13 protein-coding genes and 3 pseudogenes are annotated in these 20730 nt (G+C 53.8%); 14 read left to right on the forward strand and 2 right to left on the reverse strand.

Annotated features, from left to right (window positions below):
- Positions 1-70: 70 nt before the first annotated feature.
- The 10 genes and pseudogenes from O3W44_RS15440 (at position 71) to O3W44_RS15485 (ending at position 13591) form a co-directional block, all read left to right on the forward strand.
- Positions 71-670 carry a cupin domain-containing protein gene (locus tag O3W44_RS15440; protein ID WP_269293745.1) on the forward strand — a complete coding sequence of 200 codons (600 nt, stop codon included), beginning with the start codon at positions 71-73 and terminating at the stop codon, positions 668-670.
- 157 nt (positions 671-827) lie between these two features.
- A pseudogene (locus O3W44_RS15445) lies at positions 828-2266 on the forward strand (circularly permuted type 2 ATP-grasp protein).
- The gene (locus O3W44_RS15450) at positions 2260-3189 is read left to right on the forward strand and encodes an alpha-E domain-containing protein (protein WP_269293746.1); all 930 of its coding nucleotides are present in this window, start codon (positions 2260-2262) and stop codon (positions 3187-3189) included. The pseudogene O3W44_RS15445 and the gene O3W44_RS15450 overlap by 7 nt, the downstream one beginning before the upstream one ends.
- Positions 3186-3986 (forward strand): transglutaminase family protein, encoded by an 801-nt coding sequence (locus O3W44_RS15455; RefSeq protein ID WP_269293747.1) that lies wholly within the window; start codon positions 3186-3188, stop codon positions 3984-3986. Before O3W44_RS15450 ends, O3W44_RS15455 begins: the two co-directional genes overlap by 4 nt.
- Before the next feature lie 18 nt (positions 3987-4004).
- Positions 4005-4709, forward strand: a complete 705-nt coding sequence (locus tag O3W44_RS15460; RefSeq protein ID WP_269293748.1) for a proteasome-type protease — start codon at positions 4005-4007, stop codon at positions 4707-4709.
- Positions 4710-4880: 171 nt separating this feature from the next.
- Positions 4881-6587 carry a lysophospholipid acyltransferase family protein gene (locus O3W44_RS15465; protein WP_269293749.1) on the forward strand — a complete coding sequence of 569 codons (1707 nt, stop codon included), beginning with the start codon at positions 4881-4883 and terminating at the stop codon, positions 6585-6587.
- Positions 6588-6664: 77 nt separating this feature from the next.
- Complete coding sequence (locus O3W44_RS15470; protein ID WP_269293750.1) at positions 6665-7729, forward strand: ABC transporter ATP-binding protein; 1065 nt, start codon at positions 6665-6667, stop codon at positions 7727-7729.
- 14 nt (positions 7730-7743) lie between these two features.
- Positions 7744-8743: pseudogene (locus tag O3W44_RS15475) on the forward strand (ABC transporter substrate-binding protein).
- Positions 8744-8745: 2 nt separating this feature from the next.
- Positions 8746-10482 (forward strand): ABC transporter permease, encoded by a 1737-nt coding sequence (locus O3W44_RS15480; RefSeq protein WP_269293751.1) that lies wholly within the window; start codon positions 8746-8748, stop codon positions 10480-10482.
- A 261-nt stretch (positions 10483-10743) separates the two neighbouring features.
- A pseudogene (locus tag O3W44_RS15485) lies at positions 10744-13591 on the forward strand (EAL domain-containing protein).
- Here O3W44_RS15485 and O3W44_RS15490 read toward each other — a convergent pair.
- Positions 13588-14652: a LacI family DNA-binding transcriptional regulator gene (locus tag O3W44_RS15490; protein ID WP_269293752.1), complete on the reverse strand. Its 1065-nt coding sequence runs from the start codon at positions 14650-14652 to the stop codon at positions 13588-13590. The pseudogene O3W44_RS15485 and the gene O3W44_RS15490 sit on opposite strands and share 4 nt — an antisense overlap.
- 232 nt (positions 14653-14884) lie before the next feature.
- Between O3W44_RS15490 and O3W44_RS15495 the strand changes: the two genes are divergently transcribed.
- A complete protein-coding gene (locus O3W44_RS15495; RefSeq protein WP_269293753.1) occupies positions 14885-16195 on the forward strand; it encodes an MFS transporter in 1311 nt (436 codons plus the stop codon).
- 10 nt (positions 16196-16205) lie between these two features.
- A complete protein-coding gene (locus O3W44_RS15500; protein WP_269293754.1) occupies positions 16206-18569 on the forward strand; it encodes a glycoside hydrolase family 31 protein in 2364 nt (787 codons plus the stop codon).
- A gap of 44 nt (positions 18570-18613) precedes the next feature.
- Here the strand turns inward: O3W44_RS15500 and ftnA are convergent, their stop codons facing one another.
- Positions 18614-19123: a non-heme ferritin gene (gene ftnA, locus O3W44_RS15505; RefSeq protein ID WP_269293755.1), complete on the reverse strand. Its 510-nt coding sequence runs from the start codon at positions 19121-19123 to the stop codon at positions 18614-18616.
- A gap of 473 nt (positions 19124-19596) precedes the next feature.
- Here ftnA and O3W44_RS15510 point away from each other — a divergent pair, with 473 nt between their 5' ends.
- On the forward strand, positions 19597-20265 hold the full coding sequence (locus tag O3W44_RS15510; RefSeq protein WP_269293756.1) for a nucleoside recognition domain-containing protein: 669 nt from the start codon (positions 19597-19599) through the stop codon (positions 20263-20265).
- Positions 20255-20728, forward strand: coding sequence for a YjiG family protein (locus tag O3W44_RS15515; RefSeq protein ID WP_269293757.1), 474 nt, complete (start codon positions 20255-20257; stop codon positions 20726-20728). Before O3W44_RS15510 ends, O3W44_RS15515 begins: the two co-directional genes overlap by 11 nt.
- Positions 20729-20730: the final 2 nt, after the last annotated feature.

Below are 20730 nucleotides of genomic sequence, written 5' to 3' on the forward strand. Positions count from 1 at the left end.
ATATGTCGACTGGCGCACATTGCATTGCGGCAGGAGTTTGCCACACTTAAGCAAAAACCGGAGAACCTGTATGACTGCCAACACTTCCAGTCTGATGTTGCTGATGTCCTTCGCTGCTGGCACTTTCTCTGCTGGCGCCTCTGACAATCCCCAGCATTTGATGTTATCAAGCCCAGCGGGCGGTGTCCCGAATAACCCTTTGCCTCTGATTATCTGGCCGCGAGTGGCCCCCGATGAAGAGGAAGAAGATATTGCCGCGTGGTTTGAGAAAACGTTTGCACAAAACGGCTGGCCGCCCGCCTGGCGCTATCCCATTTTCCCTTATACCCATTATCATCCTAATACGCATGAACTGCTGGGCGTGGCAGAAGGCTGGGCAGAAGTGCTGTTTGGCGGCGACAGTGGGCGTATGGTGACGCTACGCGCTGGCGATGCCGTGCTTATTCCAGCCGGTGTTGGGCATAAACAGATTCATGCCAGCGACGATTTTATTGCGGTAGGAGCCTACCCGCAGGGCATGTCTCCTGAAACGCTGCGTGATGAACCCGAAAAATTGCAACAATCGCTGGAAAAAATCAAACAGGTGCCGATGCCCACCCGCGATCCTTTCACAGGACATGAGGGAGCGATGACAGAGATCTGGACACCAATTGCTAATATGCACCAATAAGGTGCAGAAGAGGTTGATGCCCTGACAGGGCAGCCCTTTCCTGCAGGAGAGGGTGGCGCAGCCATAATGCAATTACCGGGGTGGGAAACAGAGCACACTTACCTGGCACACTTTGTGCAATCTTTATGCATGTCCTCTGACACGTGCCGGGTAAACCATGAATAAAAGTTACCAGATAGCGCCACACTTCTATGATGAGATGTTGATGCGCGACGGTCAGTACCGTGCGCACTATCAGAATTACTGGAAATGGTTACAAAACGCGGACAAAGAGGCGATTGCGCGTAAGCGTCAGGAAGCGGAGCTGCTGTTTCACCGGGTGGGCATTACCTTTAACGTTTACGGCGACGACGGCGGTGCGGAACGTTTAATTCCCTTCGATAGCGTCCCCCGCATCATTCCTGCAAGAGAGTGGATGATGCTTGATCGTGGCATCCGTCAGCGCGTTCAGGCGCTTAACGCTTTTCTACACGACATCTATCATCAGCAGCACATCCTGAAAGCGGGCATCATTCCGGCGGAACAGGTGATGGTGAACGACCAGTATCAGCCTTGTATGCAGGGCATCGATCTGCATCGCGACATCTACGCACATATTGTGGGTGTCGATATGGTACGCAACAGCGACGGCGACTATTACGTACTGGAAGATAATCTGCGCACCCCTTCTGGCGTCTCCTACATGCTGGAAAACCGCAAGATGATGATGCGCCTCTATCCGGAACTGTTTGCCGAGCAGCACATTGCGCCGGTGGAGCGTTATCCATCGCATCTGTTGCAAACGCTGCGCGAAAGCTCACCCGTTAACGATCCGGTGGTGGTGGTGTTAACACCGGGTCGCTTCAACAGTGCCTATTTCGAACACAGCTTTCTGGCTCAGCAGATGGGCGTGGAATTAGTCGAAAGCGCCGATCTGTTTGTTAAAGATGGGGCGGTGATGATGCGTACCACTGCCGGGCCGTGCAAAGTTGATGTGATCTACCGTCGTGTTGATGATGCGTTTCTCGATCCGCTGGCGTTTCGCCCGGAATCAATGTTGGGCGTACCGGGACTGTTATCGGTGTATCGCGCCGGTAATGTGGTGCTGGCAAACGCCATTGGCACCGGCGTTGCCGACGATAAATCGATCTATCCCTATGTGCCGGACATGATCCGCTTTTATCTTGACGAAGAGCCGATCCTCAATAACGTGCCCACCTGGCAGTGCCGCAAACCCAAAGATCTTTCTTACGTTCTGGCTAATCTTCAGCACATGGTCGTGAAAGAGGTGCACGGTGCAGGGGGTACGGCATGTTAATCGGTCCCGTCGCCAGCCAACAGGAACTGAGCGACTTTCGGACCCGGCTGCAGGCGCGACCCGACAACTACATCGCGCAAAACACCCTCGCACTTTCGACATGTCCAACTTTTATCGAAAACGGCCTGGCGCCGCGCCATATCGATCTGCGCCCGTTTGCCTTATGCGGCGCGGAGATCCGCCTGGTGCCAGGCGGTTTGACGCGGGTTGCGCTTACAGAAGGCTCGCTGGTGGTGAACTCATCACAGGGCGGCGGCACTAAAGATACCTGGGTTTTGGAGGATGATGCATCATGCTAAGTCGCACAGCCAGCGGTCTCTACTGGATGGCGCGTTATCTGGAACGCGCTGAACAGCTTGCCCGGGTTTTAGATGTTACCAATCGTTTGTCGCTGATGCCGGTACGCGGCAGCCATGATGATGAGTTGATATTGCCGCTAAATTTTACCGGTACCCGACAGCTGTTTGAAACGCTAAACGGACGTTTTACTATGGCGCAGCTGTTCAACTTCTTTGCCCTGGACGATCGCAACCCCAGCAGCATTTTCAGTTGCTGGCAGTCGGCATGGAATAACGCCCACGCGGTGCGTGGCAGTCTCTCTTCTGAAGTGTGGGAGAGCATCAACTCAACCTGGATTGAAATGCGCAAAATCCGTCAGCGCGGCTTAACCAGTGCCGGTGCTGACAGCTTTTTTGACTGGGTAAAAGAGCGTTCGCATCTGTTTCGTGGCGCGATGTTCGGTACATTATTACGCGGCGATGCCATGTGTTTTATTCGCATCGGCACCTTACTGGAGCGTAGCGAAGGCACTGCGCGCCTGCTCAGCGTTAATCAACAACTTCTGGAGCAGAATCCCGATTCCGTCCGTGAATATTACAGCCTGGATAATTTGCTGCGGGCGGTCTCTGCGCGTGAAGCTTACAACGCTATCTTTAAAGAGCAGTTATTGCCGGATAACGTCAATGAAATGCTCATCCTGCGCAATGAAAGTCCACGCTCGCTGCACTCCTGCATTGAAGAGATCGCTAATCAGCTTGAAATGATTGGCAGCAGCGGCGAGGACCGGCCACGCTATTTGATCACCGTGTTACTGGCGCAGCTACGTTTTAGTACCTGGGAGAGCCTGACGCGCAACGGGCTGCAAAGCTGGCTGAATACTTTTCTCGGCAGCTGCAACGAACTGGCCGAAAGCATTCATCAAACGTATCTGGAGGCGAAATGAGACTCAACATCGAGCACAAAACCTGGTACGCCTATGAGCAGCAGGTCAAACTCAGCACGCAGTATCTGCGCCTGACGCCGCAAAATTCGGTGCACCAGCACATTTTGTCCTGGGATCTTCTGCTGCCGTGTGAAGCCACGCGCACGCTGGATGCTTACGGCAACGTGATGCATGTGTTAACGCTCGACACGCCGCATCAGACGCTGGAAATTGCGGCGCGTGGCGAAGTCGACATTCTGGACGATGGCGAAATGGCCGCCGATCCCGATAGTGCTTTATCGCCGCTGATCTTTTTACGCGCCACGCCGCTGACCCAGCCAGACAGCGCCATCACCGATTTTGCGCTGCGTTACTGGCGGCCTGAAGTACCGCTTGCCAGCCTGGAAAAACTGATGGATGAACTGTTGCTGAAAATGCCTTACCGGCCCGGCAGCACTCAGGTGACGGATGCGGCGTCAAAAGTCTTTGCTGCCGGTTCAGGCGTTTGTCAGGATCACAGCCATGTGTTTCTTGCCTGCTGCCGCAGTTTAGGCATCCCGGCTCGCTATGTAAGCGGCTATCTCTATACTGACAATGTTGAACACGTCGCCACTCACGCCTGGGTTGAAGCCTGGCTGGATGGCCATTGGCACAGCTTTGACATCACCAATAATACCCGCAGTACACGACAGCATTTACGGCTGGCGGTAGGTGTGGATTATCTCGACGCCTGTCCGGTGCGCGGTATGCGCCTGGGCGGCGGCGGTGAAGATATGCTGGCGATCGCGGCGGTACAGAAAGTGGCACCGCAGCAATAACTCTTTACGGGCGTAACGATGACTTATTGTGTAGCAATGCGTTTATCGTCAGGGATGATCTTTGTATCCGACTCGCGAACCAATGCGGGTGTCGACCATATTTCTTCATTTCGCAAACTGCATATTTTCCAGGTAGACGAGGAGCGCACGCTGGTGCTGCAAAGTGCAGGCAATCTGGCCACGACGCAAAGCGTCATGAGCCTGCTGCGACGCGGCTGTGAAGATGAGCATCAGCCGAACTTACTTAACGGTAAATCGTTATATGACGTGGCGCTGCTGGTCGGCGACACCCTGCGTGAAGTGATAAAGCGCGACGGTGATGAGTTCGGCGGATCGCTGCTGCTGGGTGGACAAATTCGTGGTGAAGCGCCGCGGTTGTTCCAGATCTATCCGCAGGGTAATTTTATTGAAGCCAGCGTCGACACGCCTTACTTTCAGATTGGTGAAAGCAAATACGGTAAGCCAATTATTGATCGGGTATTGCGCTTTGAAACACCGCTGAGCCAGGCGATGCAGTGCGCATTGATTTCCATGGATTCAACCCTGGCGAGTAACATTTCTGTCGGCTTACCGCTGGATGTCATGATGTACCGCAGCGACAGTTTTAGTGACAGCGAGCAGTATCATATTACCGAGCAGCATCCCTATTTCTCACAGATCCGCCAGCTATGGAGCAAGGGGTTACTGAGCGTCTTTTCTCAGCTCCCGCCTTTACAGCTTTGATCGCGGTGCCGCCGGACATCTATCGGCGGCACTGTTTCCGTTTTTGCAGCCACGCTTCACCAGAGTTTTTTAGTCATTTTTATCCTGCCGTGTACAACTTACCCTTCATAAAACTGAAAACATCCCGATTTACTTTCGATGCGTCACTCAGGTACGCATAAAAGGGTAATCATGTTTTCCATCGATCAGGTTGTTGAAAATTACTGGCCCAACCACCGTCCCGCCAGTTGGCAACGGCGCTTGCTTAAATGGGCGCTGCGCGAAGCTGATTTTCAACAATTCGCGGCACGTTATCCCCATTTAAAAGGGCTGGATATGGTGGAACAGGTGCTCGAACACCTGGATGTGCGCTGTGAATTGAGCGAACGCGATCTGGAGCAGATCCCGCCACGCGGCCCGGTGGTGATTGTTGCGAATCATCCGCTGGGTGCATTAGATGGCCTGGCGCTATTGTCAGCCGTTTCTCAGGTGCGCCGCGACGTGAAAATTGTTGCTAATCGTCTGCTGATGTCGCTTGAGCCCCTAAACAGCCTGATGCTGCCGGTAGACAATATGGGTAACCGTACCAACCGCCAGCAGCTGCAACGCATGCAGCAACACCTCAATAATCAGGGCGTGCTGATTATCTTTCCGGCGGGCGAAGTCTCGCGCCTGAGCAGCAGCGGGGTACGCGATCGCCGCTGGCATCACAGCTTTTTACGGCTGGCGGCACGAGCGCGTGCGCCGCTGGTGCCGGTGCATGTTGAAGGACGCAACAGCACGCTCTTCTACGCAACAGCGAAAGTTGCGCCGCCGCTGGCCATGTTGATGCTGGTGCGTGAAATGTTCAAACAGCGGGGATCGCGCATTAAATTACGCATCGGTGCGCAAATCCCGTTTGCCCACTGGCACGACGGACACACGCCGGGCAAAGAGCTGGCGAAGCGGCTGCGTAAGCATCTTTATCGTCTGGGACAAGGACGTAAAGGGCTGTTTCAGACCGAATCCGCTATTGCCCGTGCGGAAGATCGCGCCGAGTTAAAAAAAGCGTTGCTTGAAAGCGAGCATCTCGGCACAACCGGCGACGGTAAGCAGATCTACCTGTGGCGACGCAACGGCGCAACCTGGGTGCCGCTGCTGCGTGAACTGGGGAGGCTGCGTGAAATTGCCTTCCGCGCCGTGGGTGAAGGCAGTGGTCGCCGCCGCGATCTGGATAACTTTGATGATGATTATTATCACCTGATTTTATGGGATGATGAACAGCTGGAAATCGTAGGTGCCTATCGCTTTATTCCAGGCGAAGAGCAGTTAGCGCGTCGCGGTATGGAAGGGTTTTACAGCCACAGCCTGTTCCATTATGACGAAAGAATGTTACCGATCTTGCAGCAAAGCATTGAGCTGGGGCGCAGCTTCATTCAGCCAGCCTACTGGGGCAAACGTGGGCTGGATTATCTCTGGCTCGGTATCGGCGCTTATTTAGCGAAATATCCGCAAACCCGCTATCTGTTTGGGCCGGTCTCAATTTCCGGTGGAATGCCATTAGCAGCCCGCGATCTGCTGGTGGCTTTTTATCGCCTCTATTTTCCAACGGAGCTGCCGTTAGCGACGTCACGCCGCCCTTATCCTGCATCGCTCCCGGACGTGCTGGCGCAGTTTTGCGGCAACGACTATCAAGAAGATCTGCGTCGCCTGAAACAGCTACTGGCGAATCTGGGTGTCGCCATTCCCACACTCTATAAACAATATTCTGAGCTGTGCGAACCCGGCGGCGTACAGTTTATCGATTTTGGCAGCGATCCTGACTTTAATCACTGCATTGACGGTTTAGTGCTGGTGGATTTAACGCGGGTCAAAGCCGCGCGTTATGAGCGTTATATCGCCGTGCATCTGGCGCACTAAAATGACGGCTGTCACGGTATTGTCATTAAACTGTCGTAGCGTCTTGCGCTGAAAATATCCCGCAAAGGCGGAACTAAATGGCCGCGATAACCTTAACCGGTTTGCACAAAGCGTTTGATGCGCAGCCGGTGCTTCAGGATGTCTCGTTACACATCAAACAGGGCGAGTTTGTCGCAGTGTTGGGACCTTCAGGCTGCGGCAAAACTACCTTGCTGCGGCTGTTGGCCGGTTTTGAAACCCTCGACAGCGGTGAGATTCAGGTTGGCGATCGTCAGTTTGCTGCCGACCAGTTTCACCTGCCGCCGGAATTACGTGACCTTGGCGTGGTGTTCCAGAATTATGCGCTGTGGCCGCATATGACGGTGGCAGAGAATGTCTGTTACAGCCTGAAAGTAAACGGCGTCGGGCGGCGCGAGCGTGACGAACGCACCCGGCAGGCGCTGGCGCTGGTAGGGCTTGAAAATTTTGCCGAACGGCGTCCGGCTGAGCTTTCTGGCGGTCAGCGGCAGCGTGTGGCGCTGGCTCGCTGTTTAGTGGCGAAACCGACGCTGGTTTTATTAGATGAACCGCTTGCCAATCTTGATGTGCATCTGCGCGCTACCATGGAAGAGGAATTTCGACGCTTCCATCAACACAGTGGTGCAACCTTACTCTATATCACTCACGATCAACGTGAAGCGATGGCGCTGGCCGATCGCATTGTCGTGCTTAACGGCGGCAAAGTGATGCAGTTCGCTACGCCGCAAACACTGTGGCGCGAACCCGCCAACGAAATGGTGGCGACCTTTATTGATGAAGGACGTGTTCTGCCGGTGAGCGACATTGAGCCATTAGATGGCGGTTTCGCTTCAGCCACGTTGTGTGGGATGCGAGTGGTATTGCGCTGTTCACCGCAGCAGCATGTCGAACCGCACGGTAAAGCCAGTTTTCACAGTGCCAGTTTCCATCTGGCGCGTCCGGAGGAACGTCAGTTTGCGGCGCGTGTGGATCGCATCATCTATCGCGGCGCGCATGAGCAGATTAATCTGCGTCCGCTGGCGCATCCCGACATCACCCTTTCGCTTTTACTCGATTCACATTCTCTTGCGGTGGATGACACCCTAGGCATTGCCGTTGATGACGGCTGGATTCTTCCTGGATAAAGGATGCAGACATAATGAAAATGGCTCTACGCACCACGGTAAAAACGCTGCTGTTAATCGCTGGACTGGCGACATCAACGCTGATTCAGGCAGCAGACGCGCCAGATGGCAAACTGGTTATTTACACCTCGCAGGCACCGGAAATAGCGCAACAAACGGTGGATGCGTTCAAAGCAGCCTATCCCAACATCGAAGTGGAATGGACGCGCAACGGCACTACGCAACTGATGAATGTGCTGCGTACCGAGATGATAAGCGGGCAGGTGAAGCCAGACGTGCTGCTGGTGGCGGATGCGATTAACCTCGGCGCGTTAAAAAAGAGGATCGTCTTTATCACTATAACGATGCGCCAGTAAGTAACCTTAACGTCTCGTTTTATGACAAAGACAAAACCTTTTTGGCACCAAAATCATCGCCACGGTGATCGCCTATAACACCCAGCGTGCCAAACCGGTCGACAGCTGGAAAGCCCTCCTGCAAGCCGATAATAAAGGACAGATTGCTGTGCCAAGCCCGCTCTATTCTGGCGCGGCGCTCTATAAGCTGCACACGGATATCAACACGCCGGCTATCGGTTGGGACTTCTACAAACAGCTCGCGGCACTGGGAATTGCGCCCCAGGGCGGCAATGGTCCGGCTTTGAAAGCAGTTGCCAGCGGGCTGGATAAATATGGCGTGATCACCGATGCCGACATCATCCGCGCCAAAAAGCAGGGCTCGCCAATCGATCTGGTCTATCCCCAGGAAGGGGTTTCCTACGTAACAGAGCCGGTTGCCATCATGAAGTCAGTGCATAACCTGCCTGCCGCGAAAGCCTTCGTTGATTTTCTGCTGTCGGAAAAAGGGCAGCAACTGGTTGCACAGCAGGGTAATCGTCCGGTTGATAGCCGAGTGGCCGCACCGGAGGGCTTCACGCCAGTCGATCAGATAAAACTGCTGACGCCGGACGTGGCGAAAGCCGTTGCGGATGATGCTAAGGTCCGCGACGAATTTACCGCACTGTTTGGTGGCTGATTGTGAGCGTGTTGAGCAACGAATGGCGTCGGAGTGCAGCCACGCGCAGGCGGCTGCGCGCAGAGCCGTTGGTGCTGGCGCTGCTGGTGGTGATTATCGGGCTGCTGTCGGTGGCACCGTTTGGCCGCCTGATCTGGACGGCACTGGCACCGCAAGGCATGCCCGATGTTGCTCATTTGACGCGGCTGCTTGCCAACAGGCGTGTGATAAACGCAACGCTCAATACGCTTAGCATTGGTATGGCATCCACACTGTTATCGTTACTGCTCGGTACGCTGGCGGCGTGGCTGGTGGCGCTGACGAACTTGCGAGCCAAAGCCGCATGGGTTTTTGCCTTTATTTTGCCGCTGATGATACCGCCTCAGGTGATTGCACTGGCCTGGCTCCAGGCGCTGGCACCGGGAAGTACGCTGGCTGCGCTGTTTAACGCCGTTGGCCTGCCGTGGTTTTCACCGGGCGAGCAGCCGCTTTATTCCTGGGCCGGTATCGTGTTGCTGCTGGGTCTGCATAATGCGCCGCTGGTATTTTTAACGGTGCGAGCCGGGCTGCGTCGCCTGCCTGCCGAGCTGGTGGAAGCTGCTCGCATTAGTGGCGCATCACATGGGCAGATTGCGCGCACGGTGATTCTGCCTTTGGCGCGTCCCGCAATCTTTGCCGGTGCGACGCTGGCATTTGTCGCGGCAGTAGGAAACTTCGGCATTCAGGCGATGCTGGGTATTCCGGCGCGGGTGCCAACCCTGATTACTTTGGTTTATCAACAGTTAAATAGTATTGGTCCGGGCGCACTGCCGAATACCGCTGTCTATTCGCTGCTGATTGCCATGATTACCCTGGCGGGTATGGCGCTCAGCGCCTGGCTGGGAAACAAACGCGATGTACGCGTCAGCGGTTCGCCACGCCCCTGGCATCAGACTTTAGGAAGCGCACGCTTACCCACTGAAATTGCCGCCTGGGCGTGGATGCTGCTCACCCTGGTTCTGCCGCTGAGTGCCTTACTGACGACCGCATTGACGCGTGGTTTTGGTCAGGCGCTGAACTGGCAAACCCTGACGCTGGAAAACTTCCAGCAGGCATTATGGGGTTATCCTGCGGTGCGCCACGCTTTCTTCACCAGTCTGTGGCTGACCAGCCTGGCGGCAGTTGTCCTCACTGTGATGGCACTATTTTTAGCCTTTTTCCTGAGCTGGCAACGCACACGCCTGGTGCGCGGTTTATGGTTCGCCAGCGAACTCACCTATGCGTTGCCGGGCATTGTCACAGGCGTGGCGGCGATGCTGTTTTTCCTGCGCCCGCTGCCGCTACTGGAGTTTTCGTTGTACGGCACGGTGTGGATTATCCTCGCGGCTTATCTCTCTAATTTCCTCGCATTAGTATTGCGGCCAACATTAGCGGGATTTGCGCAGATTGAACCCTCGCTGGACGAAGCTGCTCGCTTATGTGGAGCGGGATTCTGGCAGCGAATGCGTGACATCCTGCTGCCGTTAGCGGCCCCGTCGGCGCTGGCGGGTACGCTGCTGGTGTTTCTTACTGCCTTGAATGAAATTCAGGTTTCAGTATTGCTGGTGACATCAGAAACCCAGACGATCGGCCCCACCATTATCTTTCTTGATGAAGGCGGATCGGCACCACTGGCGGCTGCAGTAGGGTGTTTGATGATCGCCGTGGTTCTGGCACTTATGCTGTTAGCTTCGCGACTGACGGTTCGCCTGCCGCAAGGCGTATTACCGTGGCAAGCCTGAACGGCGTAAAAGTCGCTTACTCGGCAATTCTATTTTTCACTGTCCTCACGCCAGAAAAGGGCCAGCTGAATATTCAGTCAAGACTACAGTACGAACAAGATTAACAACTGAGCGTTTTCTCTCCATTGCCGATAACTAACCTACTAACTTTTGTCATTTCACTAAATGCACTTGTGATCACACTCCTTTGGGCTTTAGTCTGACAACGATTAGGACTTTTCTTAAGCCGCACCAGGGCTTAACAGCAGCAGGCAAATAAAAATGGATAATAATTCTGATGTTATGTATCGAGTGCTGGTACAAAGCGTGATTGATTACGCTATTTATATGCTGAAACCGGATGGAACTGTCGCGAACTGGAACAGAGGTGCAGAACGCGCAAAAGGTTACTCGCCGGAGGAGATCGTCGGTAAAAATTTTGCGCTGTTTTATAGCGAAGACGATCGTCAAAAGGATTACCGCAGCGCGGGTTAAATACCGCCGCGTTAAGCGGTCGCTTTGAAACGGAAGGCTGGCGCTATCGCAAAGATGGCAGCGCATTTTGGGCGCATGTCGTGATCGACGCCATTCGTGACGATGACGGCGTCCTGCTGGGCTTCGCTAAAATCACTCGCGACTGCACGCACCAACAGGAGCAGCAACGCAAACAACGTGAGCACGAAGAACGCTTCCGCTTGCTGGTCGAAGGGGTAACAGATTACGCCATCTATATGCTGGATCATGACGGCAATGTCGTGAACTGGAACGCCGGTGCGCAGCGCACCAAAGGTTATGTGGCAGAAGAAATTGTCGGCCAGCACTTCTCTCGCTTTTACAGCGCCCAGGATCGACTCGCCCATATCCCGACTAAAAACTTAGAGACTGCGTACAGAACCGGCCGCTTTGAAGATGAAGGCTGGCGCTATCGCAAAGATGGCAGCGCCTTCTGGGCGCATGTGGTGATTGATGCCATTCGTGACGATGCCGGCAAGCTGATTGGCTACGCCAAAATTACCCGTGACTGCACCGAGCAGCAGCGTATTCGTCGCGAACAGCATGAGCAAGGGGAGCGGTTCCGCTTGTTAGTTGAAGGCATCACTGATTACGCTATCTATATGCTCGACATCAACGGCCACGTCGTAAACTGGAATGCGGGTGCTCAACGCGCGAAGGGTTATGTGTCTGAAGAGATTGTGGGTCAGCACTTTTCCATTTTTTACAGTGGGCATGACCGCCAGATGCGTATACCAGAGAGCAATCTGAACATTGCGTTAACCGCCGGCCGCTTTGAAGATGAAGGCTGGCGCTATCGCAAAGATGGTAGCGCGTTCTGGGCACATGTCATTATTGATGCCATTCATGATGAAGAGGGCAGGCTGCTTGGCTTTGCGAAAATCACCCGCGATAACACCGAGCGCCGCGAACAACAACAGCAGTTGCTGCGCGCTAAAGATCTGGCAGAAGCGCAAAGCGCGCAAAAAACCGCACTGTCGAAATTCCTTGATAACATCATCACGCATATTCCCTCATGCGTGATTGTGGAAGATGCCATTACCCGGGAAATTTTGCTGGTTAATGACAAATCACAGCAACTGTTTGGCTTAGCCAAATCGCTGATTGTTAACAAGCGTCCACATGAGTGCATGTCAGCGGAGTTAAGTGATTATTTCAACAGCCTCGCGGATATGGCGCTGCGCAGCGAAGGGATCCACGAGCGTGAGCAGTTACTGATGACCGCCAGTGGCGAGCGCATTCTGCATACGCGAGCCACGGCAATCAATGGACAGGATGCCCGGCAAAATTATCTGATGCTGATCGTAGAAGATGTGACTGACCAGCGGGCAGCAGATGCACGCATTCATCACATGGCGCATCACGACAATCTCACCAGCTTGCCTAACCGCATTCTGTTTCGTCAGCGCCTCAGCGAAGCGTTGCGTAACGATGGTCACAGCGTGAAACAAACCGCGGCGCTCTGTCTCGATCTCGACAACTTTAAAAATGTTAACGATGCGCTGGGACATCAGATTGGTGACGATCTGCTGCGCGCCGTGGCAAAACGTCTGCGCAATACCCTGCGCGATCACGATACCCTGGCGCGTATTGGCGGCGATGAATTTGCGATTGTGCTGCCTTCGGTTACCAGCGGTGAGGAAGCGAGCGTGGTGGCACAGCGCCTGATCGAAGCGATTCGCCCCCCGTTAACGTCGAAGGACACAACTTGTCGGTCGGGCTGAGCGTGGGCATCGCCTTAAGCTCCTCTGTTACCAATACACCGGAGCAGCTCCTGCGCTGTGCTGATATGGCGCTGTATGAAGCCAAGCGCAACGGGCGCAACCGCTATGAGCATTTCACGCTGGCGATGGATGATGTGGCGCGCAGCCGCCGGATTATCGAAAACGATCTGCGGGAAGCGATCAGCGGACGTCAGCTCAAACTCTACTATCAGCCCATCACCAACGGCGATAACAAAACCATTATCGGCTATGAGGCGCTGATGCGCTGGCATCACCCGCTTAAAGGGCTGATTATGCCAAACGACTTTATTCCGATTGCTGAAGAGAGCGGGCTAATTCATATGCTCGGCGCATTTGCGCTCTATGAGGCCTGCCGTGAAGCCGCCAGTTGGGACAGTGAACAGTCGGTATCGGTCAACCTGTCGCCGCTGCAATTTAAAAACAGCTCGCTGGTGTCGGTGGTGGAAGGTGCGCTACGTGAGTCGGGGCTGCAACCAAGCCGGCTCGAAGTAGAAATCACCGAATCGGTATTGCTGGATGATTCGCTTGGTAACATTCGAACCCTGGAAAATCTGAAAGCCCTTGGCGTACAGATTGCGCTGGACGATTTTGGAACCGGTTATTCATCCCTGAGCTATCTGCGATCCTTCCCGTTCGATAAAATTAAAATCGACAAATCGTTTATTAACGATATGGGTGACAGCCGCGAGGCGCTGGCTATTATCCGCGCTATCACCGGCATGAGCCGCAGTCTGGATATCCAGATCACCGCCGAAGGGGTTGAGAACTGCGATCAGTTCGCTAAATTGCGCGAAGAGGGCTGTACGCTGTTCCAGGGGTATCTGTTTGGGCGACCACAACCGTCAGAGCTGCGTTTAAAAGTGCTGGATTAATCGTACAGGCCGTGCTGCTCAACGGGAGCATGGCTGAGATTATCGCGAATACGGCGTACCGACTCGCGCACCACCAGCTTGCCGTTGAGCAGCAGGGTGCCGGGCGGCGCGCCGGGATGCAGCCGTAGCTGCTGTAGCATCCTTACTGCCGCTTCGCCCAGTTCATCACGTGGCACCTGCACTGAGGTGAGCGGGATATCGTGAATCGCGGCAAGGTTAAAGCCATCCATACTCATCACCGAAACATCCTGCGGGACACGCAACCCGGCCTGTTGTAACGCCGTGACGGCGCCGGCCGCAATGTAATCGCCACTGGCCAGAATGGCGGTAGGGCGTTGCGCCTGCGGACAATGACGTAAATATTCACTGAGACGCTCTGCTGCCTCATTGCTGCTAAAACTGGTCAGCGTCAGCAGATGCTGGCGGCTGTCGAAGCGCAGATTCATGGCGTGCCATGCATCACGTACCCCCTGAAGGCGCTGCTCCATGGTGTAACGCCGCAGGCAATGCAATGACAATATTTGTCGATGTCCCTGTTCAAACAGATAACGCGCCGAATATTCGCCAATCAGCTGATGATGTGGCGCGACCGAGGGCAGGCGCATACGGCGATCCAGCGCATTGATTAACACGCACGGCTTGTTCATCTCTGCCGCAAGCTGGTGAATGTGTTCGTCATCAATCCCAATCAGTAATGCTGCTTCGGTCTGCTGCATCTTTTCGATAAACAGTGCGGCGTCGCTTTCGATCTCCTCCAGCGAACAATAGCGCAGCCGGACTTCATGCGGCTCAACCGCCTGACTGATGCCCTGAATCACTTTGTAGTAGAAGATATCGCTGCGCACATCAAAAGCGCGTGGCGGTGCAAATACCATCAGATTATTCAGCAGCAAGCGTCCGCTATGCAGGTTGTCCAGTACGCCTTGCTGTTGTGCTGCTGCCAGCACCTTATCGCGCGTGCTGGGGCGGGTATTAGATTTCCCTGCCAGCACGCGCGAAACCGTGCTGATCGAGACACCCGTCAGGGCGGCAATTTCACTCACTTTTAGCCTTTGTTTCATTCTGTGATCGCCATCAAATCTCCAAATGAAAAATTTTTCACAACGGCTGAATCGCGTCAGATGGGGTAATTGCCACTGTTTTTCGCTGAGATTCAGCTTGCCATGAAAATGTTTGCAAAAAAGTGGCTGTACCCACGTTTTCGGCTTTTCTATGTTCGGTGCAGGTAAACGTGGTACGCCGCAAGGCGAGGTGAAGTATTCACAGCCATCTCAGTTTTCACAGGAGTTGCACATGAGCATCGAATCAACAACCAAGCCCATCGGCGCCTCGCGCACGGTGCGGGCGATTAAACATCTGCGCTGGTGGATGCTGGGGATGTTTCTGCTGGGTGTCACCGTTAACTACATCACCCGTAACTCGCTCGGTATTTTGGCGCCTGAACTGAAAAGCAGCCTGAGCATGAGCACCGAGCAATATTCCTGGGTCGTTGCGGCTTTTCAGCTCGCTTACACCCTGTTCCAGCCCGTTTGCGGCTGGCTGATTGATGTTATTGGCCTGAAGATGGGCTTTCTGATCTGTGCGCTGATCTGGTCACTGACCTGTTTGCTGCATGCCGGAGCCGGAAGCTGGCTGCATCTGGCGCTGCTGCGTTTTGTGATGGGTGCATCCGAAGCCGCCGCCACACCCGCGAATGCCAAAGCCATTGGTGACTGGTTCCCGAAAAAGGAGCGTCCGGTTGCTGCCGGTTGGGCAGGGGTCGGTTTCTCGGTTGGTGCGATGCTGGCACCGCCAATTATCTACGTAGCGCATATCTCATTCGGCTGGCAGGGTGCATTTCTGCTGACCGGCGGGCTGGGTTTGTTGTGGGCCGGTTTATGGTGGTGGGGCTATCAGTCACCAGAACGCCATCCGCGCCTGTCAGATGAAGAACGTGCCTTCATCAATCAGGACAACGAAGCGGTGGGCGAGAAGTTGCCTTTTTTCAGCGCACTGAAAGTGATCGGCAAAGAGAAAAAATTCTACGGTATCGCCATTCCCGCTTTTCTGGCGGAACCGGCGTGGGCCGTGCTGAGTTTCTGGGTGCCACTCTATCTCGCCAATGAACGCGGCATGGATCTTAAGCAGATTGTGATGTTCGCCTGGCTGCCTTTCCTGGCCGCCGATCTTGGCAGCGTCGCCAGCGGGTATCTGACCAAACTCTATGTGCGCTGTTTTGGCCTGACGCGTGTCAATTCTATTGTCGCCAGTTCGGTGACCGGTGCGGTGTTGATGGTCTCATTGGGCCTGGTGACGCTGGTTGACGACCCTTATCTTGCTATCGCCTTGATTTCTGTGGGCGGCTTTGGCCATCAGGTGATTTCCTGCATGTTAAGCGCGCTGGTGGTGGAAAAATTCGACCGCCGTCAGATGGCGACCGTCAACGGCATGCGCGGCTCCTGCGCCTGGATCGCCAGCTTTATTTTCTCTCTGATTATCGGCGTAACCGCCGACACCCTCGGCTTTAATCCCCTGTTTATCGCCATGGGCTTCTTTGACCTGATTGGCGCAGTTTTCCTGGTGATGTTTATCGCCGAACGCCGTCAACGCAACGCGAATCAATAAGGACAGTAAGATGAAAACCCTGAAGAACTGGACGCTGCATCAGCAGGCCGATCACTTTGTTGAGCTTAAAGTCGAAAATCGCCATATTCTTCGCGTCTGTGTACTGGAGAGCGGTTTGATGCGTGTGCTGTTGAAGCGTGACGGCGAACTGGCACTGAATCGCACCTGGAGCATTGCACCAGAGGAGGATGTGCCGTGGCAGGGGCGCGATCGTGAGTCACTTGAGGGGTTTACCCTGCCAGCGTTCCAGGTGACGCATGACGCACAGCAGCTTGTTCTCGCAACCGATAGATTACGCGTGACAGTGCATCAACCACTGTGTCTGAGCTGGGAACATTTTGATGGCGAAAACTGGCTGCCGCTGGCTGCCGATCGTCATACCGGCGCTTATCTTTTGAATGCCCACGGCGACGGTGTTGAACACTATCAGCGTCGCCAGCCGCAGGATCGCGTTTATGGACTCGGTGAAAAAGCCGGTGATCTCAACCGGGTTAATCGCCGCTTTGAGATGCGTAATCTCGATGCGATGGGGTACAACGCGTACAGCACCGATCCGCTTTATAAGCACATTCCTTTTACCCTGACGCAGCGTGACGGCGTGAGTTTCGGCCTGTTCTACGACAATCTCAGCAGTAGCTGGCTCGATCTGGGCAATGAGCTGGATAACTATCATCTGCCGTATCGTCGTTATCGCGCCGAAGCGGGCGATCTCGACTACTACATGCTGCTGGGGCCGAGGCTGCTGGACGTCACCAAAGCCTTTGTCAGACTGACGGGTCGCACGCTGTTTCAGCCTAAATGGAGTCTTGGCTACAGCGGCTCAACCATGCATTACACCGATGCGCCAGACGCGCAGCAGCAGCTACAGTCGTTCATCCGCCTGTGCCGCGAGCATGAGATACCCTGCGACTCGTTCCAGCTTTCCTCAGGCTATACCTCAATTAACAACAAGCGTTACGTGTTTAACTGGAACTACGACAAAGTGCCTAATCCCAGTGCCATGAGCGAGGCGTTTCATGCGGCAGGAATGAAGCTGGCAGCCAATATCAAGCCCTGTCTGTTACAGGATCATCCTCGCTATCAGGAAGTGGCAGCGCAAGGGTTGTTTATTCGCGACTCAGAGCAGGATCGCCCGGAACGTTCGGTGTTTTGGGATGATGAAGGTTCGCATCTCGACTTTACTCATCCGCAAGCGGTGCGCTGGTGGCAGGATAACGTCACTGAACAGTTGCTGGAAAAGGGCATTGATTCAACCTGGAACGATAACAACGAATATGAAGTATGGGACGGCGAAGCACGCTGTCACGGCTTTGGCCAGGAGATCGCCATTAAGCATATTCGTCCGGTAATGCCGCTGCTGATGATGCGTGCATCGATGGAAGCGCAGCAGCGTTTTGCCCCAGAAAAACGACCTTACCTGATTTCACGCTCCGGCTGTGCTGGTATGCAACGCTATGTACAAACCTGGAGCGGTGATAACCGCACTAACTGGCAGACGCTGCGCTATAACATCCGCATGGGGTTAGGCATGAGTTTGTCGGGACTGTTTAATGTCGGCCATGATGTGGGCGGTTTTTCCGGTGATAAGCCCGACGCCGAGCTGTTTGTGCGCTGGGTACAGAATGGCGTGATGCATCCGCGTTTTACCATTCATTCATGGAATGATGACCATACTGTCAATGAGCCGTGGATGTATCCCGAAGCGACCCCAATGATCCGTGAAGCGATACGCCTGCGCTACCGTCTGATGCCCTATCTTTATACGCTGGCATGGCAGGCCAGCGCGTATGATGAGCCTGTGCTGCGGCCAACCTTTCTCGATCATGAAGAGGATGAGATTACTTATCAGGAGTGTGACGACTTCATGTTAGGCCGCGATCTGCTGGTGGCCAGTGTGGTAGAGCAGGGCGCACGTCAACGCGAAGTTTATCTGCCGCGCAATACGCATGGCTGGTATGACTGGCACAGCGGCGACTGGTATCCTGGCGGTGAGCGCGTAACGCTGGATGCACCGCTGGATCGCTTACCTCTGCTGGTGCGTGCCGGTGCAGCAATTCCACTGGGGCGCTGCGAAAGTACCACTAACGCGCAGCTGGATAACGTGCGGGAACTGCAATTGTGGCCAGCGCCCGGCGATGCCATCAGCCAGGGAGAACTGTTTGATGATGATGGAGAAAGTCACGGCTGGCGCGAAGGCAACGCGCTCTGGCTCAACTGGACGCTGAAAGGCAGCGCAGCGCGGCTCGATCTCACGCTGGAAAAACGCGGCGATTATCAACCGGCATGGCGTGAACTTGCGCTGCGGCTACCAGCGGGAGAAACCCGTGAACTGTGGGTTAATGGCGTGAAAAGTGCATATTACCGCCTCGGTTAAGCAAAAAAGCCCACCGTCGCAGGTGGGCTTTTTTTGTCAGGCGATTACGCGCCGCCGTGACTTTCGGCGTTCATACGTGCCAGATCTTTATCGATCAGGAACAGGCCATCACCGCTATTACCCACTAACGCCAGCTTATCCAGCACGGTTTTAAACAGCTTCTCTTCTTCATGCTGCTCAGCAACGTACCATTGCAGGAAGTTAAACGTGGAGTAATCCTGCGTGCTCATGGCAGCGTGGGCCAGTTCATTAATTTTGTCGGTAATCAGCTGTTCATGCTCCAGCGTCTGCTGAAACAGTTCGGTCAGGGAGTTATACGCAACGGGTGGCGCAGCGATGGTGCCTAACACCGGCATGGCACCGGTATCACTAAGGTAATCGAACAGGCGCTGCATATGCTCCATCTCTTCCCGGGAGTGCTCTTTCAGAAACGCGGCTGCGCCTTCGAAGCCTTTATCACTGCACCAGGCACTCATTTGTAGATAAAGATTGGCAGAGAAAAATTCCAGGTTTAGCTGGTTGTTTAAACGTCCAGTCATTTCAGCAGTCAGCATGGCCGCATCCTTGTATAAGATAAGTTAAGCAGGTGAGAGAAGGTGAATTATGCATCAAACCTTTGCGGCAGGGAAAGCGATTTCCCTAAAAAAACCGTTTTTATATCGTTGATTTAAAAAGAATTATTCAGGATTTTGAATGCGAGAGATTCTCATTTTTGTCCGCTTTTACTTTTGAGGGGAAGTGGCACCTTTTTAGTGCAGCGGGCCTGCGCAATGCTGGTGCAAAGATGAAAAAGAGCTTAAAAGTAATGGCGTGACGAAAATATTATTTTTACAGGTATGTTAATGAATAAATAATATTTTGCTAAAGATGGTGGATATTCCATCAAACACATCGCGACTAAACATTTATTTCTTGTGCAAATAATAAAGAGCTGGCTCTGGCATAGATCCTGCTTAGTAGTGAGTTCCCTATATTGGAACTTGCCTCTGGGCAAATAAACGGCAAGGCAAATTAAGCAGGAGATGTTATGTCGGATGAAACATTAACCCCCTCTGAAAAAGTCACCACAAGTAAAGGCAGTTATCTGGCGTTAATTATTGCGATTCTGTTTTTTTCAGGTTTGTTCTATAAAGTCGATGGCCTGAAATGGCTCGGAGCATTTGATTTCACCACGCTGGGTGGAAGCTTCGGCACCATGAAAGATCCTGCCAGCAACACCTTTCTTGGCGCGGGCGGGCTAAGTGCGAAAGCAGGCTTTTTGTTTGCCTTATCCCTCACGCCAACCGTGATGCTGGCGCTTGGCGTGCTTGAGATCTTTACGCATTACGGCGCGATCCGAGCGGCACATAAATTATTAACGCCTCTGCTTAAGCCGCTGATGGGGCTGCCGGGACGTTGCGGGCTGGCGTTGATTACCGATCTGCAAAGTACCGATGCCGGGGCGGCCTTGACCAAAGAGATGTATGACCAAAATCAGGTTACGAAAAAAGACGTTGTGGTGATGAGTGCCTGGCAATATTCAGGTGCGGGTTTAATTAATAACTATTTTGCTATTGGTTCAGCCCTTTTTGCCTCAATGACATTGCCTGTGATTATTCCGCTGGCGCTGATGTTTGTTCTGAAGTTCGTTGGCGCGGCAATTACGCGCTTCGTATTAAGCAGCGTATATAAAAAGGATTTCGTCGATGGAAAATAATAACACGGTTAAAGTCAGCCAAAATCCTTTTGATGTATTTGTTACGGGTGCGCGCAAAGGCTTTCATATTGCAATTCACAACCTGATGCCCAATGTGGTAATGGCTTATGTTCTGGCAGAAGTGCTTAATCTTCTGGGCATCATGCAGTTTCTCGGTCACGTTTTTGAGCCCGTGATGGGGCTGTTTGGTTTGCCTGGCGAGGCGATTACCGTACTGCTTACCGCATGGCTTTCATCCTCGGCGGGCACGGGCGTGGCGGTGAGTTTGCTGACTAAAGGGCTACTGACCGGTGCGGATATTACTATTTTAGCGCCCGCTATTTTCCTGATGGGATCGCAGTTGCAGTATATGGGGCGTCTGTTAGGCGTTGCTGATGTACCAAAAAAATACTGGCCGCTACTGATGCTGGTAAGCATCGTTAATGCGCTGATTGCCATGTTTGTCATGCGTTTGTTTGTCTAGGA

The organism is Pantoea sp. LMR881, from assembly GCF_027157825.1.
GTDB lineage: Bacteria > Pseudomonadota > Gammaproteobacteria > Enterobacterales > Enterobacteriaceae > Pantoea > Pantoea haifensis.

Bases quoted from the DNA above. Each gene is read 5' to 3' on its own strand.
- O3W44_RS15440 (WP_269293745.1), top strand. From the start codon at position 71: ATGACTGCCAACACTTCCAGTCTGATGTTGCTGATGTCCTTCGCTGCT.
- O3W44_RS15450 (WP_269293746.1), top strand. From the start codon at position 2,260: ATGCTAAGTCGCACAGCCAGCGGTCTCTACTGGATGGCGCGTTATCTG.
- O3W44_RS15455 (WP_269293747.1), top strand. From the start codon at position 3,186: ATGAGACTCAACATCGAGCACAAAACCTGGTACGCCTATGAGCAGCAG.
- O3W44_RS15460 (WP_269293748.1), top strand. From the start codon at position 4,005: ATGACTTATTGTGTAGCAATGCGTTTATCGTCAGGGATGATCTTTGTA.
- O3W44_RS15465 (WP_269293749.1), top strand. From the start codon at position 4,881: ATGTTTTCCATCGATCAGGTTGTTGAAAATTACTGGCCCAACCACCGT.
- O3W44_RS15470 (WP_269293750.1), top strand. From the start codon at position 6,665: ATGGCCGCGATAACCTTAACCGGTTTGCACAAAGCGTTTGATGCGCAG.
- O3W44_RS15490 (WP_269293752.1), bottom strand. From the start codon at position 14,652: ATGAAACAAAGGCTAAAAGTGAGTGAAATTGCCGCCCTGACGGGTGTC.
- O3W44_RS15495 (WP_269293753.1), top strand. From the start codon at position 14,885: ATGAGCATCGAATCAACAACCAAGCCCATCGGCGCCTCGCGCACGGTG.
- O3W44_RS15500 (WP_269293754.1), top strand. From the start codon at position 16,206: ATGAAAACCCTGAAGAACTGGACGCTGCATCAGCAGGCCGATCACTTT.
- ftnA (WP_269293755.1), bottom strand. From the start codon at position 19,123: ATGCTGACTGCTGAAATGACTGGACGTTTAAACAACCAGCTAAACCTG.
- O3W44_RS15510 (WP_269293756.1), top strand. From the start codon at position 19,597: ATGTCGGATGAAACATTAACCCCCTCTGAAAAAGTCACCACAAGTAAA.
- O3W44_RS15515 (WP_269293757.1), top strand. From the start codon at position 20,255: ATGGAAAATAATAACACGGTTAAAGTCAGCCAAAATCCTTTTGATGTA.